Annotated in this window: 12 protein-coding genes; 11 read left to right on the forward strand and 1 reads right to left on the reverse strand. The window is 34.6% G+C overall.

Features of this window, described 5'->3' with window-relative positions; translation table 11 throughout:
* Positions 1 to 19: 19 nt before the first annotated feature.
* The gene (locus tag PQ462_RS03165) at positions 20 to 409 is read right to left on the reverse strand and encodes an SPOR domain-containing protein (protein ID WP_012023709.1); all 390 of its coding nucleotides are present in this window, start codon (positions 407 to 409) and stop codon (positions 20 to 22) included.
* A 219-nt stretch (positions 410 to 628) separates the two neighbouring features.
* Here PQ462_RS03165 and PQ462_RS03170 point away from each other — a divergent pair, with 219 nt between their 5' ends.
* From PQ462_RS03170 to queG, 11 genes are all read left to right on the forward strand, one after another.
* On the forward strand, positions 629 to 1,963 hold the full coding sequence (locus PQ462_RS03170) for a c-type cytochrome (protein ID WP_012023710.1): 1,335 nt from the start codon (positions 629 to 631) through the stop codon (positions 1,961 to 1,963).
* 32 nt (positions 1,964 to 1,995) lie between these two features.
* Positions 1,996 to 5,055 carry a TAT-variant-translocated molybdopterin oxidoreductase gene (locus PQ462_RS03175; RefSeq protein ID WP_274252334.1) on the forward strand — a complete coding sequence of 1,020 codons (3,060 nt, stop codon included), beginning with the start codon at positions 1,996 to 1,998 and terminating at the stop codon, positions 5,053 to 5,055.
* 34 nt (positions 5,056 to 5,089) lie between these two features.
* Positions 5,090 to 6,490, forward strand: a complete 1,401-nt coding sequence (gene nrfD / locus PQ462_RS03180) for an NrfD/PsrC family molybdoenzyme membrane anchor subunit (RefSeq protein ID WP_012023712.1) — start codon at positions 5,090 to 5,092, stop codon at positions 6,488 to 6,490.
* Complete coding sequence (locus PQ462_RS03185; protein ID WP_274252335.1) at positions 6,483 to 7,007, forward strand: DUF3341 domain-containing protein; 525 nt, start codon at positions 6,483 to 6,485, stop codon at positions 7,005 to 7,007. Before nrfD ends, PQ462_RS03185 begins: the two co-directional genes overlap by 8 nt.
* 8 nt (positions 7,008 to 7,015) lie before the next feature.
* Positions 7,016 to 7,561: a c-type cytochrome gene (locus tag PQ462_RS03190; RefSeq protein WP_012023714.1), complete on the forward strand. Its 546-nt coding sequence runs from the start codon at positions 7,016 to 7,018 to the stop codon at positions 7,559 to 7,561.
* Between the two features lie 27 nt (positions 7,562 to 7,588).
* Positions 7,589 to 8,983, forward strand: a complete 1,395-nt coding sequence (locus tag PQ462_RS03195) for a quinol:cytochrome C oxidoreductase (RefSeq protein WP_274253708.1) — start codon at positions 7,589 to 7,591, stop codon at positions 8,981 to 8,983.
* A gap of 19 nt (positions 8,984 to 9,002) precedes the next feature.
* Positions 9,003 to 10,193: a cytochrome c oxidase subunit II gene (locus tag PQ462_RS03200; RefSeq protein WP_012023716.1), complete on the forward strand. Its 1,191-nt coding sequence runs from the start codon at positions 9,003 to 9,005 to the stop codon at positions 10,191 to 10,193.
* Between the two features lie 30 nt (positions 10,194 to 10,223).
* Complete coding sequence (locus PQ462_RS03205) at positions 10,224 to 12,026, forward strand: cytochrome c oxidase subunit I (RefSeq protein WP_121362328.1); 1,803 nt, start codon at positions 10,224 to 10,226, stop codon at positions 12,024 to 12,026.
* Positions 12,027 to 12,130: 104 nt separating this feature from the next.
* Entirely contained in the window at positions 12,131 to 13,153 is a 1,023-nt protein-coding gene (ruvB, locus tag PQ462_RS03210; protein ID WP_012023718.1) for a Holliday junction branch migration DNA helicase RuvB, read from the forward strand.
* Positions 13,154 to 13,159: 6 nt separating this feature from the next.
* Positions 13,160 to 14,506 (forward strand): cytochrome P450, encoded by a 1,347-nt coding sequence (locus PQ462_RS03215; RefSeq protein WP_274252336.1) that lies wholly within the window; start codon positions 13,160 to 13,162, stop codon positions 14,504 to 14,506.
* Positions 14,503 to 15,429, forward strand: coding sequence for a tRNA epoxyqueuosine(34) reductase QueG (gene queG, locus PQ462_RS03220; protein ID WP_012023720.1), 927 nt, complete (start codon positions 14,503 to 14,505; stop codon positions 15,427 to 15,429). The genes PQ462_RS03215 and queG overlap by 4 nt, the downstream gene beginning before the upstream one ends.
* Positions 15,430 to 15,828 lie beyond the last annotated feature (399 nt).

Here is a 15,828-nt window from a genome sequence, read left to right on the forward strand (position 1 = left end):
TTATTCTATATGTCTTTAATTATTTGCCTGGCTTTAATAAAAAGACACTTTTGTATTTTTTTCGAATGTCAACCAGATTTCTTTCGGCTTCTATTCTGGATTTGAAATTTCCAACAATAACCTTGTAGTTAGGAGTATTAAAAATTATAGTTCCGTCTATGTTCGAATATTCTCTTTTAAAGTCAGATAATGTCTTTTTAGCGTCTTCGCTTTTACCGCTGAAAATTTGAATTCTATAAGAATCGTTTGTACTTATTGATGTGTTAAATTTACGTTTGTCGTTCATTAACTGTTCAAATTTAGGGTCTTGATTTAGTGTTAAATTTTGGCTTTGAGCATGAATATTATATCCTAATGTCAACATTGTTAATGTTAAGAAAACGTTTTTTGAAGAGCTTAAAATTCTCATAATGTGATGGTTTTTATGCAAAAATACTATTTAAAGTTTGTATGTAAAATTTTAATATTATTTAGAATTGATATAAATTGATATTTAAGACTATTTTAAGGTTTTGAGAATAGTTCATAAGTCGTATTTTTGTGCAAGTTTTAAAAGAAGGTATTAATTTTAGTCTGATTTATTACAGAAAAAATCATACCAAAAATTAGTAGATAATTATTATACTATATGAAAAAGGTGGGTAACCATAATTCGATCTCAAGAAAATTATTACTTAGTTTATCGCTAACGTTGATTTTCTCCCTAACTTCATTTGCTCAAGATCCTGCTGCAGCTCCTGCGGCGACTGAAGCTGCTGCTCCGGCTGCTGCATCTGGTGGTGATCCGGTAAAAGGGAAAGAACTTTTTAATGCAAATTGTGCTGCATGTCACAAATTAGATGCTAAATCAACAGGTCCCGCTTTAAGAGGCGTTGCTTCTAAGCACGATATGGCTTGGATTTACAAATGGGTACACAACAGTTCTGATATGATTAAATCAGGAGATCCTGTTGCTGTTAAACTTTTCGAGGAAAACAACAAGGCAGTAATGACTTCTTTTCCTCAATTATCTACAGGTGATATTGATAATATTATCGCTTATACTTCTGAAGTAAAAGCTGAGCCGGCTGCAGCTGCAGGCGGTGCTGCTACTCCTCCTGGAACTAACGTTGAAGGCGGAGGGATTTCTAACAACATTATTTTAGGAGCTCTTGCTCTTGTAATGGCTATTTTAGTTGTTATGTTGTTCATGGTGAACAAAGTATTGACTAAAGTTGCCAGCAATAACGGAATTGAAGTTGCTCCAAAAGAGGGTAGAACTCCAATTTGGAAAGCTTTTGCTAAAAATCAATTTTTGGTATTAGTTACTTCTATATTCCTGCTTTTAGCTAGTGGTTACTTTGTGTATGGATATTTGATGCAGGTTGGTGTTGATCAAAATTATGAGCCAATTCAGCCAATTCACTATTCTCACAAAATTCACGCTGGAGACAATGAGATCAATTGTAAATATTGCCACTCTGCTGCACGTGTAAGTAAAACTGCTGGTATTCCTTCTCTAAATGTTTGTATGAACTGTCATAAAAATATTTCTGAGGTTGCTGAAACTACTGCTACTGCTGAATACAGCAAAGCGTTTTACGATGCTCAAATTCAAAAATTATACGATGCTGTTGGATGGGATAAGACTAAACAAGCTTATACTGGAAAAACACAGCCAGTTAAATGGGTTCGTATTCATAATCTTCCTGATTTCGTTTATTTCAACCACTCACAACACGTTTCTGTTGCAGGAGTTGAATGTCAAACTTGTCACGGTCCAGTACAAGAATTTGAAATCATGAAGCAATATTCTAAATTAACAATGGGATGGTGTGTTGATTGCCATAGAAAAACTGATGTTAAGATGGAAGGAAACGCATACTATGAAAAAATTCATGCTGAACTTTCTAAAAAATACGGTGTAGAGAAATTAACTGCAGCGCAAATGGGAGGTTTAGAATGCGGTAAATGCCACTATTAATCGAATTATTAAGATTTTAATATATATATACAATGTCATCAAACAAAAAATACTGGAAAAGTGTTGAAGAGCTAGAAAATAGCTCTATTGTTGAGGCGCTTAGAAATAACGAATTTGTTGAAGAGATTCCTACAGAAGAATTTTTAGGGAATGCAGATGCTTTAGCTTCATCTGGAACTTCACGTCGTGACTTTTTAAAGTACGTAGGATTTAGTACTGCGGCAGTTACACTTGCTGCTTGTGAAGGTCCTGTGCACAAGTCTATCCCTTATGTATTACAACCAGAGCAAATCATTCCTGGTGTTGCAGATTATTATGCAACTACTGTTTTTGACGGTTTTGATTTTGCAAATCTTTTGGTAAAAACTCGTGAGGGTCGTCCAATTAAAATTGAAAACAACACCATTGCTGGTGCTAAGTTTTCTGCCAATGCAAGAATTCATGCTTCTATCTTAGGTTTATATGATAGTATGCGTTTGAAAGAACCTAAATTGGATGGGAAAAACAGCAGTTGGTCAGCAGTTGATTTAAAAATTAAATCAAGTTTAGCTGATGCAAAAGCTAAAGGAGGTCAAGTAGTATTATTGACTAACACATTAGCGAGCCCGACTACTGAAAAATTAATTGGTGAATTTATCGCTAAAAATCCAAACTCTAAGCATGTTGTTTATGATGCGGTTTCTTCTTCTGATGCTTTAGATGCATTTGAAACTGTATACGGAGAAAGAGCTTTAGTTGATTACGATTTTTCAAAAGCTTCATTAATTGTATCTGTTGGTGCTGATTTCTTAGGAGACTGGCAAGGTGGTGGATACGATGCTGGATATGCAAAAGGACGTATTCCTCAAAACGGAAAAATGTCTCGTCATTTTCAGTTTGAATCAAATATGACATTATCTGGAGCGGCTGCTGATAAGCGTGTTCCAATGACTACAGCTGATCAAAAACAAGCTTTAGTTCAAATATATAATATTGTTGTTGGTGCTTCAGTTCCTGTTTCTTTAGATGCGAAATTTAAAGCAGAAGTTGTAAAAGCAGCTCAACAATTAAAAGCAGCAGGTACAAAAGGAATTTTAGTATCTGGAATCGAAGATAAAAATGCTCAGTTATTAGTTTTAGCTATTAACCAGGCATTAGCTAGTGAGGCTTTTAGTACTGCTGGTACAAGACAAATTAGAAAAGGTTCTAATGCTGTTATAGCTCAATTAATAAAAGATATGAATGCTGGAAGTGTTCACACTTTAATTATGAGTGGAGTTAATCCTGTTTATACTTTAGCAGATTCTGCTTCATTTGTATCTGGATTGAAAAAAGTTAAAACATCTGTTGCATTCTCTTTAAAAGAAGATGAAACAGCTGCTATATCTACAATCGCTGCTGCAGCGCCTCATTATTTAGAGTCTTGGGGAGATGTAGAGATTACAAAAGGAACTTACAGCTTAACTCAGCCTACTATTCGTCCGATCTTTGATACAAAACAATTTCAAGATGTTTTATTATCAGTAAACGGTACACCTGGAAACTTCTATGATTATTTGAAAGCTAATTCTGGAGCAATCATTGCTGGTTCTTCTTGGAATAAAGTTTTACATGATGGAGTTTTTGTAGTTGGTTCTGCTGCTTTAGCTGGTGGTTCTTATGATTTCGCCGGAGCTGCAAGTTTACTTTCTAAAGCAAAATCTTCTGGGGAACTTGAATTAGTATTATATACTAAAACTGGTATGGGAGATGGTCAGCATGCAAACAACCCTTGGTTACAAGAGTTCCCAGATCCAATTACAAGAGTTTCTTGGGATAACTATGTTACAGTTTCAAATGCTGATGCGAAGAAATTCAATTTATCAAATGAAATTGTTGCTAACGGAGGTTTAAATGGTAGTTATGCTACTATTACAACTGCTGATGGTAACAAAATAGAAAATGTACCAGTTATTGTTCAGCCAGGACAAGCTGTTGGTACAGTTGGTTTAGCTGTTGGATACGGTCGTAAAGCGGCTTTAAAAGAAGAAATGCAAGTAGGTATTAATGCTTACGCTTTATATAAAAATTTCAATAGTGTTCAGTCTATTACACTTGCTAAGGCAAATGGAGAGCATGAGTTTGCTTGTGTTCAAGGACAGAAAACTTTAATGGGTAGAGGAGATATTATTAAAGAAACTACTTTAGAGATCTTCAATACTCAAGATGCAAAACATTGGAACGAACAGCCAATGGTATCTTTAGATCATCAGGAAGTAGAAGCTACTACTGTTGATTTATGGGAATCATTTGATCGTACTACTGGACATCACTTTAACTTATCAATTGACTTAAATGCTTGTACTGGATGTGGAGCCTGCGTTATCGCTTGTCACGCTGAAAACAACGTTCCTGTTGTAGGTAAAGCAGAAGTTAGAAGAAGCCGTGATATGCACTGGTTACGTATCGACAGATACTATTCTTCTGAAAGTACTTTTGAAGGTGATAACGAAAGAAAAGAAGGAATTGCTGGTTTATCTAGTTCATTGTCTACATTTAATGAAATGGAAAAACCTGGAGATAATCCACAAGTAGCATTCCAGCCGGTAATGTGTCAACACTGTAACCACGCACCTTGTGAAACTGTTTGTCCAGTTGCGGCAACTTCTCACGGTCGTCAAGGTCAGAATCACATGGCATATAACAGATGTGTTGGTACTCGTTACTGTGCGAACAACTGTCCTTATAAAGTTCGTCGTTTCAACTGGTTCTTGTACAACAAAAACAGTGAATTCGATTATCATATGAATGACGATTTAGGTCGTATGGTGTTAAACCCAGACGTAAACGTTCGTTCTCGTGGAGTTATGGAAAAATGTTCTTTCTGTATCCAAAGTACTCAAGCAGTTATCCTTGAAGCTAAACGTCAAGGAAGAGTTGTAGGTAAAGATGAGTTCAATAATGCTTGTGCTTGTTCTGCAGCTTGTTCTTCTGGTGCAATGGTATTCGGAGATGTAAATGATAAAGAAAGCGAAGTTGCTAAATTAGCAGAAAGCGAAAGAATGTATCATTTATTAGAGCATGTTGGTACAAAGCCAAATGTTTTCTATCACGTAAAAGTTAGAAACACTTAGTAAAATTATTAATTAAGAAACAATATAAAGGATTATGTCGTCTCATTACGAAGCACCCATTAGAAAACCTTTAGTTATAGGTGATAAATCATATCACGATGTAACTGTAGATGTGGCAGCGCCTGTTGAAGGACCTGCAAATAAACAATGGTGGATTGTATTTACAATCGCATTAGTAGCCTTCCTTTGGGGGTTAGGTTGTATAATTTACACCGTATCTACCGGTATCGGAACATGGGGATTAAACAAAACAGTTGGTTGGGCTTGGGATATTACTAACTTCGTTTGGTGGGTTGGTATTGGTCACGCTGGAACTTTGATTTCTGCAGTACTTTTACTTTTCCGTCAGCGTTGGAGAATGGCTATTAACCGTTCTGCGGAAGCTATGACCATTTTCTCCGTAGTTCAGGCAGGTTTATTTCCAATCATTCACATGGGTCGTCCATGGTTAGCATACTGGGTTTTACCTATTCCAAACCAATTTGGATCTTTATGGGTAAACTTTAACTCACCATTGCTTTGGGACGTATTCGCGATTTCAACTTATCTTTCAGTATCATTAGTATTCTGGTGGACTGGTTTATTGCCTGATTTCGCTATGCTTCGTGATAGAGCTATTACTCCATTTAACAAAAGAGTTTATTCTATCCTAAGTTTTGGATGGAGCGGTAGAGCTAAAGATTGGCAGCGTTTCGAAGAAGTATCTTTAGTATTAGCTGGTTTAGCTACACCTCTTGTACTTTCTGTACACACAATTGTATCTATGGACTTTGCTACTTCTGTAATTCCTGGATGGCATACAACAATTTTCCCTCCATACTTCGTTGCTGGAGCGGTTTTCTCAGGATTTGCGATGGTAAATACATTGTTGATTGTTATGAGAAAAGTTTCTAACCTTGAAGCATACATTACATTACAGCATATCGAGTTAATGAACATCATTATCATGATTACTGGTTCTATCGTTGGTGTTGCTTATATCACAGAGTTATTCGTAGCTTGGTACTCAGGGGTAGAATATGAACAATATGCATTCTTAAACAGAGCTACTGGACCTTACTGGTGGGCATATTGGTCAATGATGACATGTAACGTGTTTTCTCCTCAGTTCATGTGGTTCAAAAAATTAAGAACAAGTATCATGTTCTCATTCATCATCTCGATTGTAGTAAACATCGGTATGTGGTTTGAAAGATTCGTAATTATTGTTACTTCTTTACATAGAGATTACCTTCCATCTTCTTGGACAATGTTCTCACCAACATTTGTTGATATTGGAATTTTCATTGGAACAATTGGTTTCTTCTTTGTGTTGTTTTTATTATACTCTAGAACATTCCCTGTAATCGCTCAGGCAGAGGTAAAAACAATTTTGAAAGGAACAGGAGATAATTACATTAGAGAAAGAGCAAATAAAGATTCACATCATGAGTAATAAAGTTATATACGCCATTTATAATGACGATGACGTTTTGATGGATGCAGTAAAGAAAACTAGAGCTGCTCATCATCATATTGAAGAGGTTTTTACTCCATTCCCAGTTCACGGATTGGATAAAGCTATGGGACTAGCACCAACAAGATTAGCAATATGCGCTTTTTTATACGGATGTGTTGGTATTTCTGTTGCAACAACAATGATGAGTTATATCATGATTCACGATTGGCCGCAGGATATTGGAGGTAAACCAAGTTTTAGTTTCATCCAAAATATGCCTTCTTTTGTGCCAATTATGTTTGAAATGACAGTGTTCTTTGCAGCTCACTTAATGGTAATCACTTTTTACATGAGAAGTAGATTATGGCCATTTAAACAAGCTGAGAATCCTGATGTAAGAACAACAGATGACCACTTCTTAATGGAAGTTGCTGTAAACGATAACGAAGCAGAACTTGTTTCTTTTTTCGAAGGCACTGGAGCTGTTGAAGTTAAAGTAATTGAAAAGAATTAATTGTAGCTATGAAAAGGATATATAAAATAACACTTTTAGTTGGTATAACTATTTTAGTTTCATCTTGCCACAATAATTCGGCGCCAAACTATCAGTATTTCCCAAATATGTATGAGTCTGTTGCTTACGAGCCATATACAGAAGCAAAAATATTTAAAGGAGGAAAAGAAGGACAGCTTCCTGTTGAAGGAACTATCAATAGAGGTTTTGAACCTTATGAATATGAAAATTCTACAGCTGGTTATGAATTAGCAAAAGCTAATTTAAAATCACCTTTAACAGAAGAAGAGAAAAACTCTGGAAAAGGGAAAGAACTTTTCGAAATTTACTGTATTAGCTGCCATGGAGCTGCTGGTAACGGTAAAGGTAAATTGGTTGAAAGAGAAAAATTTCTTGGAGTACCTAGCTATAAAGACAGAGAAATCACTGAAGGTAGTATCTTTCATGTTGAGACTTATGGTTTAAATGCAATGGGTTCACATGCAAATCAATTAAGTGCTCACGAACGTTGGTTAGTTGCTGACTATGTTCTGAAACTAAAAAGCCAATTATAATTGTTGAACAAACTGATCGTAATAGATATGTATACATTTTCAAGTAAATTAAAAACTTTTTCTATCATCTTAATGGTTCTTGGACTATTAGGAATTGGGTATGGTTTTTTAAGTGCACCTAAAGATATTCAAGAAGTTGAAAAAATACTAGCAGCAGATGCTCACGGAGCTCACGGTTCTGCACATGGAGAGTCTGCAGAGGCTTCACATAAAGAGGCAGGACATCATGAGGCTGCTGAAGCTTCACACGAAGAACATAAAGGAGGAGAACATGCAAAAGTTGGTGCGGCTGATGAGCACACTGAACACTTAAACCATGTATTGCACCAATTGCAAAACAAACCTTGGTCTGCATTATATGTAGCTTGTATTTTCTTTTTACTGCTTTCTATGGGGGTTTTAGCATTTTATGCTATTCAACAAGTTGCTCAGGCAGGTTGGTCTCCAGTTTTATTTAGAGTTATGCAGGGTATAACAGCTTACTTACCAGCTGGTTCTATCATTTTCTTCATAATTTTAGTTTTATGCGGATTACATTTTAATCATATATTTGTTTGGTTAGGTGAAGGAGTAACTGATCCTAAAAGCCCAAATTATGATGCTATCATTGCTGGTAAATCAGGATATTTAAATTTCCCTTTCTGGATTGTAAGAGCTTTTATCTTTTTGTTAGGATGGAATATCTACCGTCATTTTTCTAGAAAAAACTGTTTAGCTCAAGATGAGGCAAATGATGATCTTTACTACAAAAAGAATTTCAAAATTTCTGCGGGATTCTTAGTTTTCTTTATCGTATCTGAGTCTATTATGGCTTGGGATTGGATTATGTCATTTGATCCACACTGGTTCAGTACTTTGTTTGCATGGTATGTATTTGCTTCTTTCTTTGTAAGTGGTATTACTTCTATTGCTTTAATTACAATTTACTTAAAATCTAAAGGATATTTAGAATATGTAAATACTAGTCATATTCACGATTTAGCTAAATTCATGTTTGGTATTAGTGTTTTCTGGACTTATTTATGGTTCTCTCAGTTCATGTTGATCTGGTATGCTAATATTCCAGAAGAGGTAACTTATTTCGTAACAAGAATTCAATTATATAACCTTCCTTTCTTTGGTGCGGTTGTTATGAACTTTGTTTTCCCATTATTGATATTAATTAATACAGACTTCAAACGTCTTAACTGGGTTGTAGTTATGGCAGGTATTGTAATCTTATTAGGTCACTATGTTGATTTCTTTAATATGATTATGCCTGGTACAGTTGGAGACAAATGGTTTATTGGAGTTCCTGAAATTGCATCTATTCTTTTCTTCTTAGGGTTATTTATATTTGTTGTATTTACTGCATTAACTAAATCTCCTTTGCTTGCAAAAAGAAATCCTTTCATCGAAGAAAGTAAACATTTTCATTATTAATATTTAAAGAAGTAAACAGATGACAAGTTTGTTGGTAATTATAGTTTTAGTTTTATTAGCAGTTGCACTATGGCAATTGACCAAGATATTTGATCTTACTCAAGTAGGATCTTCTTCGGACGATTCTCAAGTTGCATCAGATAATGACAATAACATTCAGGGATATATTTTGTTTGGCTTTTTAGCATTCATTTATATATTTACTATTTATGGTTTACTAAAATGGGGTAATTTGGCGCTTCATACTCCTGCTTCAGAGCATGGTGGTTTAGTAGATAGTTTAATGAATATTACTTGGGTTTTGATCTTTACAGTTCAAGTTATTACTCAAGGTTTATTATACTGGTTTTCTTTTAAATACAAAGGAAATAAAGATAAAAAAGCATTATTCTTTGCTGATAGTAACAAATTAGAAGCAATCTGGAGTATCATTCCATCTGTTGTTTTAGCTTGTTTAATTCTTTACGGATTATATGCTTGGAATAACATTATGTTTGTTGATAAAGACGAAGATGTAATTGAAATTGAATTATACGCTCAGCAATTTAAATGGACAGCTAGATATGCTGGACAAGATAATGTTTTAGGAAAAGCTAACGTACGTTTAATTGAAGGAATCAATACATTAGGAGTTGATATGTCAGATCCTAACTCTCAGGATGATATTGTAGTTTCAGAACTACATATCCCTAAAGGTAAAAAAGTACACTTCAAAATGCGTTCTCAAGACGTTTTACACTCAGCTTATATGCCTCACTTTAGAGCGCAGATGAACTGTGTTCCTGGAATGGTTACAGAATTTGCTTTCGTTCCAACTTATACTACTGCTGAATACAGAGAGCTTCCATTTATGGTTGAGAAAGTTGCGAATATTAATAAACTTAGAGCTGAAAAAAGTGCTGAGTTAGTTGCAAAAGGCGGTACAGCTTTAGATCCTTATACATTTGACTATTTATTATTATGTAATAAAATCTGTGGAGCTTCACACTATAACATGCAAATGAAAGTTGTGGTTGATACTCCTGAAGATTATAAAAAATGGTTAAGTGAAAAAACTACTTTAGCTCAAGATATTAAAGCAGCAAAAGCTGCTGAAAAACCAGCTGAAGGAGCTGCTCCAACTACAGATACTACTGCAAAAGTAAAAGATACCGTAAAAGCGGTAGTTGATACTGTTAAAGCAGCTGTAGCTAAAGTTGCGATGAAATAATATTATTAAGAAAATTTAAAGTACACATATATGTCAGCAGAAGCGCACGGTCACGATCACGGACACGATCACGAGCACGAACATCATCATAAAGACACGTTCATTACTAAATATATTTTTAGTATTGATCACAAAATGATTGCTAAACAATACTTAATTACGGGTATTGTTATGGGAGTAATTGGGATTGCAATGTCCTTGCTTTTCAGAATGCAATTAGCGTGGCCAGAAGAGTCTTTTAAAATATTCAATGTTTTATTAGGAGATAAATTTGCACCTGATGGTGTAATGGCTAATGATATTTATCTTGCTTTAGTTACAATTCATGGTACCATCATGGTATTCTTTGTACTGACGGCAGGTTTAAGTGGAACTTTTAGTAACTTACTTATTCCACTTCAAATTGGAGCGCGAGATATGGCTTCTGGGTTTATGAACATGATTTCATACTGGTTGTTTTTCTTATCTGCTGTAGTAATGTTAAGTTCTTTATTTGTTGAAGCTGGACCAGCTTCTGCAGGTTGGACAATTTATCCTCCATTGAGTGCATTACCGCAAGCAATTCCAGGTTCTGGAACAGGTATGACTTTATGGTTAGTTTCAATGGCTATATTTATTGCATCTTCTTTAATGGGATCATTAAACTACATTGTAACTGTTATTAACTTAAGAACAAAAGGAATGTCTATGACTAGACTTCCTCTTACAATCTGGACATTTTTTGTAACAGCTATTATTGGTGTTATTTCATTCCCAGTATTATTATCTGCAGCTTTATTATTGATTTTTGACAGAAGTTTTGGTACTTCATTCTTCTTATCAGATATCTACATTGCTGGAGAGGTTTTACACTACCAAGGAGGTTCTCCAGTATTGTTTGAGCACTTATTCTGGTTCTTAGGTCACCCTGAGGTTTACATTGTAATCTTACCAGCTATGGGACTTGTTTCTGAAATTATGGCTACGAACTCTCGTAAACCAATCTTCGGATACAGAGCGATGATTATGTCAGTTCTTGCAATTGCATTCTTATCAACTATTGTATGGGGTCACCACATGTTTATTTCTGGTATGAATCCTTTCTTAGGATCTGTATTTACTTTCACAACTTTATTGATTGCAATTCCATCTGCTGTAAAAGCATTCAACTGGATTACAACTTTATGGAAAGGTAACTTACAATTTAATCCTGCAATGTTATTCTCTATTGGAATGGTTTCTACTTTCATCACTGGAGGTTTAACAGGAATCATTTTAGGAGATAGTACTTTAGATATTAACGTTCACGATACTTACTTCGTAATTGCTCACTTTCACTTAGTAATGGGTATCTCTGCACTTTATGGAATGTTTGCTGGTATTTACCACTGGTTCCCTAAAATGTACGGAAGAATGTTAAACAAAAACTTAGGTTATATTCACTTCTGGATTACAGCAGTTTGTGCTTATGGAGTTTTCTTCCCAATGCACTTTATCGGATTAGCTGGTTTACCAAGACGTTACTATACAAATACTAACTTCCCATTATTTGATGATTTACAAAATGTGAATGTCTTAATTACAACATTTGCTCTTGTAGGAGGTGCATTCCAGTTAGTATTCTTATACAATTTCTTTAGCAGTATTTTCTACGGTAAAAAAGCTGTTCAAAATCCATGGAAATCTACAACTTTAGAGTGGACTACTCCAGTTGAACATATCCACGGAAACTGGCCGGGAGAAATTCCTCACGTATACCGTTGGCCGTATGACTACAGTAACCCAAATCATGATGTAGATTTTGTTCCTCAAAATGTACCAATGAAAGAAGGTGAAGAAGTTTTACACCACTAAAATATATCAAAGGCTGTCAGAAATGACAGCCTTTTTTGTTTGACAGAAATTTAAACCTTAGGCTTACTGTTTTACAAACTAATTAGTTTCTATATCTTTGCAGGATGAATGAAAATCTAGATCCTACAACAAAAGGATATAACTCAGAAGAATTAGATCTTGAAAAAAGATTGCGTCCGCTGTCATTTGACGATTTTGCCGGACAAGATCAAGTTTTGGAAAATTTAAAAGTCTTTGTTGCCGCTGCTAACCAACGTGGTGAGGCACTTGATCATGCTTTGTTTCATGGACCTCCCGGACTTGGGAAAACGACTTTGGCAAATATTTTGGCAAATGAACTTGAGGTTGGAATTAAAATTACTTCTGGACCTGTTTTAGACAAACCTGGAGATTTAGCCGGATTGTTAACCAATCTAGATGAAAGAGATGTTTTATTTATAGATGAGATTCATCGTTTGAGTCCAATTGTTGAAGAATACTTATATTCAGCAATGGAAGATTTTAAAATTGATATTATGATTGAATCTGGTCCAAATGCCAGAACCGTTCAAATCAATTTAAATCCATTTACATTAATAGGAGCGACAACTCGTTCCGGATTACTAACGGCTCCAATGCGGGCTCGTTTTGGAATTTCATCACGCTTACAATATTATTCTACCGAACTTTTAACCACAATTGTAGAAAGAAGTGCGGGAATATTAAAAATGCCAATTGATCTTGAAGCCGCAATTGAAATTGCCGGCCGAAGCAGAGGAACTCCCCGCATCGCAAATGCATTGTTGCGAAGAGTTAGAGATTTTGCTCAAATAAAGGGTAACGGTACGATTGATCTAGAGATTTCTAAATATGCATTGAAGGCATTGAATGTTGATGCTCATGGACTTGATGAAATGGATAATAAGATATTATTGACGATTATTAATAAGTTTAAAGGCGGGCCGGTTGGTCTTTCTACCTTGGCGACAGCAGTTTCTGAAAGCAGTGAAACTATTGAAGAAGTTTATGAACCTTTCTTGATTCAGGAAGGATTTATTATGCGTACACCCCGCGGGCGTGAAGTTACTGAGAAAGCATATAAACATTTAGGGAAGATAAACACAAATATACAAGGAGGTTTATTTTAAATTTTTATGTCTGAAAAACAAAAATATACTTATCCTGAAAAATTATCTGTACTAAGATTTTTTAGAGATGCCGAAGGTGTTCGCAGAAATCCGATTCCTTTTCATAAAAAATATTTTGATAAATTGGGAGATTCTTTTTCTATTAGAATTGGTCTTTCAAAATATATAATCTTGTCGAGAGATAATGAAATTGCACAGTATATCTTAGTTAAGAATCAAAAAAATTACCATAAATCTAAATTTCAATCCGTATATCTTTCTAAGTATTTAGGGAAGGGGCTTTTAACGAGCGATGGTGATTTTTGGCTAAAACAAAGACGTTTGATACAGCCGGCATTTCATAAACAAAAAATGAATCAGCTGGTTGATAATATGAATGCAGTTATTGCTTTAGAATTAGAGAGTTTAGTTGAAGAAAAGCCAGTAGACCTCTTTCCTGTAATGAGTAATCTGGCATTCAATGTTGTAGCAAAATCTTTATTTCAGCTTTCGACTGCTGAGAATAAATTTCAACGTATTAAGTTCATCATAGAAGAAGTTCAAAATTTCTTAATTAAAGAAATTAGACTTCCGCATAAAGCATGGTGGTTTTCATTGAGTGGTCAGGTAAAGAAACATCTGAAGTTAGCCGAAGAAAACAACCATATTATTCAGGAAATCATTGAAGAAAGAAAAGTTTCGGGAGAAGAAATAAATGATTTATTGAACATGCTTTTAGAGACCCGATATGAAGATACTGGAGAAAGCATGTCTGTTGAACAATTGATTGACGAAATTAAAGTTTTGTTTATTGCGGGGCATGAAACTACTGCTAATGCTTTGACTTTTACACTTCATCTTTTGGGTAGAAATCCTGAAGTTCAGCAAAAGATTTTTGAAGAAATAATCAAAATCGAATCTCACACGGATAATGTTATCGAGCAGCTTCAAAAAATGACCTATACAAATGCTGTTTTGAACGAATCTATGCGTTTGTATCCGCCAGCATGGATTACTGACAGACAAAATCTTGAAGATGATTCTCTTGCTCATTTTAAAATAAAGAAAAATACCTTAATAGGAGTTTCTTTTTACGAACTGCATCGAAATCCAAAGTATTGGAAGAATCCGGATGAATTTATTCCGGAACGATTTCTTGGAGATCAAAAAAAGGAGTCAATGCAATATTTTTATCCGTTTGGTGCTGGTCCAAGAATGTGTATTGGCACCGGATTTGCCATTTATGAAATGTGCCTGACTATAACACAAGTTGTAAAAAAATATATCATTAAATCTAATAATGATGTAATTCAATTTAATCCGCTAATTACTCTAAAACCTGTTAATGTAGAAGTTTCATTTTTTAAAAGATGAGTATTAATTCAAAAGAGACATATTCAAAATTTATAAAAGAAGAAGCCAAAAGATTGGGGTTTATTTCTTGCGGAATTTCCAAAGCTGGTTTTCTGGAACAAGAAGCGCCTCGGCTTGAAAAATGGTTAAATAATAATCATAATGGTCAAATGGCTTATATGGAAAATCATTTTGATAAACGTTTAGACCCTACTTTATTAGTTGATGATGCTAAAAGTGTAGTTTCGCTCTTACTGAATTATTTCCCATCTGAATCTCAAAATGAAGAAAGTTTCAAGATATCGAAATATGCCTATGGTCAGGATTATCATTTTGTTATCAAAGAAAAATTAAAAGAATTTTTACATTCGATACAAGAAAATATTGGTGATGTATCTGGTCGTGCCTTTGTCGACTCTGCACCAGTTTTAGATAAAGCATGGGCAGCCAAAAGCGGTTTGGGTTGGATTGGAAAAAACAGTAACCTAATAACCCAAAGGGTAGGTTCTTTTTATTTTATAGCAGAACTTATCCTGGATTTAGATTTAGAATATGATCATGCTGTAACAGATCATTGCGGTTCCTGCACTGCATGTATTGATGCTTGTCCTACACAAGCAATCCTTGCTCCATATATTGTAGACGGCAGTAAATGTATTTCTTATTATACAATAGAACTTAAGGAAAATCTTCCAAATGACATGAAAGGAAAATTTGATGAGTGGATGTTTGGGTGTGATACTTGTCAGGATGTCTGCCCTTGGAATCGATTTTCTAAACCTCATTCAGAGCCACTTTTTAACCCAAATCCGGATCTGCTGTCTTTCTCAAAAAAGGATTGGACAGAAATTACCGAAGAAACTTTTCGAGTAGTTTTTAAAAATTCTCCTATCAAAAGAACCAAATTTGACGGACTCAAAAGGAACATCAAATTTTTAGAATAATCTAAATTAAAATACAAATTTGTTCTTATAATTTTGTGTTTTTATGGTATTGATTTTCAGTTATTTGGTTTGTTTTTGTTGTGTGTTTTGTTGTGTTTAAATTGTAAGACAATTTAGTTTTTTCTCCCTCTAAATCTTAATAAATTGACTTTTCTTTAAAAAATTAAGAAATTTCTGTTGTTTCATTGTTAAATTATCATCTTTATTGACTTGTTAAAGTTAATTTAAGTTTACTAAAAGTGTACTTCAACGTTTTTTCGCGTAGTTTATCGACTAATGTAGCTAGTATTGAGGTGTTTATATATTTTCGCCGCTCCAAAACTACTAATTTAACCGAGAGACATTTGTGTCTTGAACCGAGAACATTATGGTCAAAACGCTGCATAACTACTTTTTTGA

Origin of the sequence: Flavobacterium sp. KACC 22758 (assembly GCF_028736135.1) — a bacterium.
Lineage (GTDB): Bacteria > Bacteroidota > Bacteroidia > Flavobacteriales > Flavobacteriaceae > Flavobacterium > Flavobacterium johnsoniae.

Bases quoted from the DNA above. Each gene is read 5' to 3' on its own strand.
- PQ462_RS03170 (WP_012023710.1), top strand. From the start codon at position 629: ATGAAAAAGGTGGGTAACCATAATTCGATCTCAAGAAAATTATTACTT.
- PQ462_RS03205 (WP_121362328.1), top strand. From the start codon at position 10,224: ATGTCAGCAGAAGCGCACGGTCACGATCACGGACACGATCACGAGCAC.
- PQ462_RS03165 (WP_012023709.1), bottom strand. From the start codon at position 409: ATGAGAATTTTAAGCTCTTCAAAAAACGTTTTCTTAACATTAACAATG.
- queG (WP_012023720.1), top strand. From the start codon at position 14,503: ATGAGTATTAATTCAAAAGAGACATATTCAAAATTTATAAAAGAAGAA.
- ruvB (WP_012023718.1), top strand. From the start codon at position 12,131: ATGAATGAAAATCTAGATCCTACAACAAAAGGATATAACTCAGAAGAA.
- PQ462_RS03215 (WP_274252336.1), top strand. From the start codon at position 13,160: ATGTCTGAAAAACAAAAATATACTTATCCTGAAAAATTATCTGTACTA.
- PQ462_RS03175 (WP_274252334.1), top strand. From the start codon at position 1,996: ATGTCATCAAACAAAAAATACTGGAAAAGTGTTGAAGAGCTAGAAAAT.
- nrfD (WP_012023712.1), top strand. From the start codon at position 5,090: ATGTCGTCTCATTACGAAGCACCCATTAGAAAACCTTTAGTTATAGGT.
- PQ462_RS03190 (WP_012023714.1), top strand. From the start codon at position 7,016: ATGAAAAGGATATATAAAATAACACTTTTAGTTGGTATAACTATTTTA.
- PQ462_RS03195 (WP_274253708.1), top strand. From the start codon at position 7,589: ATGTATACATTTTCAAGTAAATTAAAAACTTTTTCTATCATCTTAATG.
- PQ462_RS03185 (WP_274252335.1), top strand. From the start codon at position 6,483: ATGAGTAATAAAGTTATATACGCCATTTATAATGACGATGACGTTTTG.
- PQ462_RS03200 (WP_012023716.1), top strand. From the start codon at position 9,003: ATGACAAGTTTGTTGGTAATTATAGTTTTAGTTTTATTAGCAGTTGCA.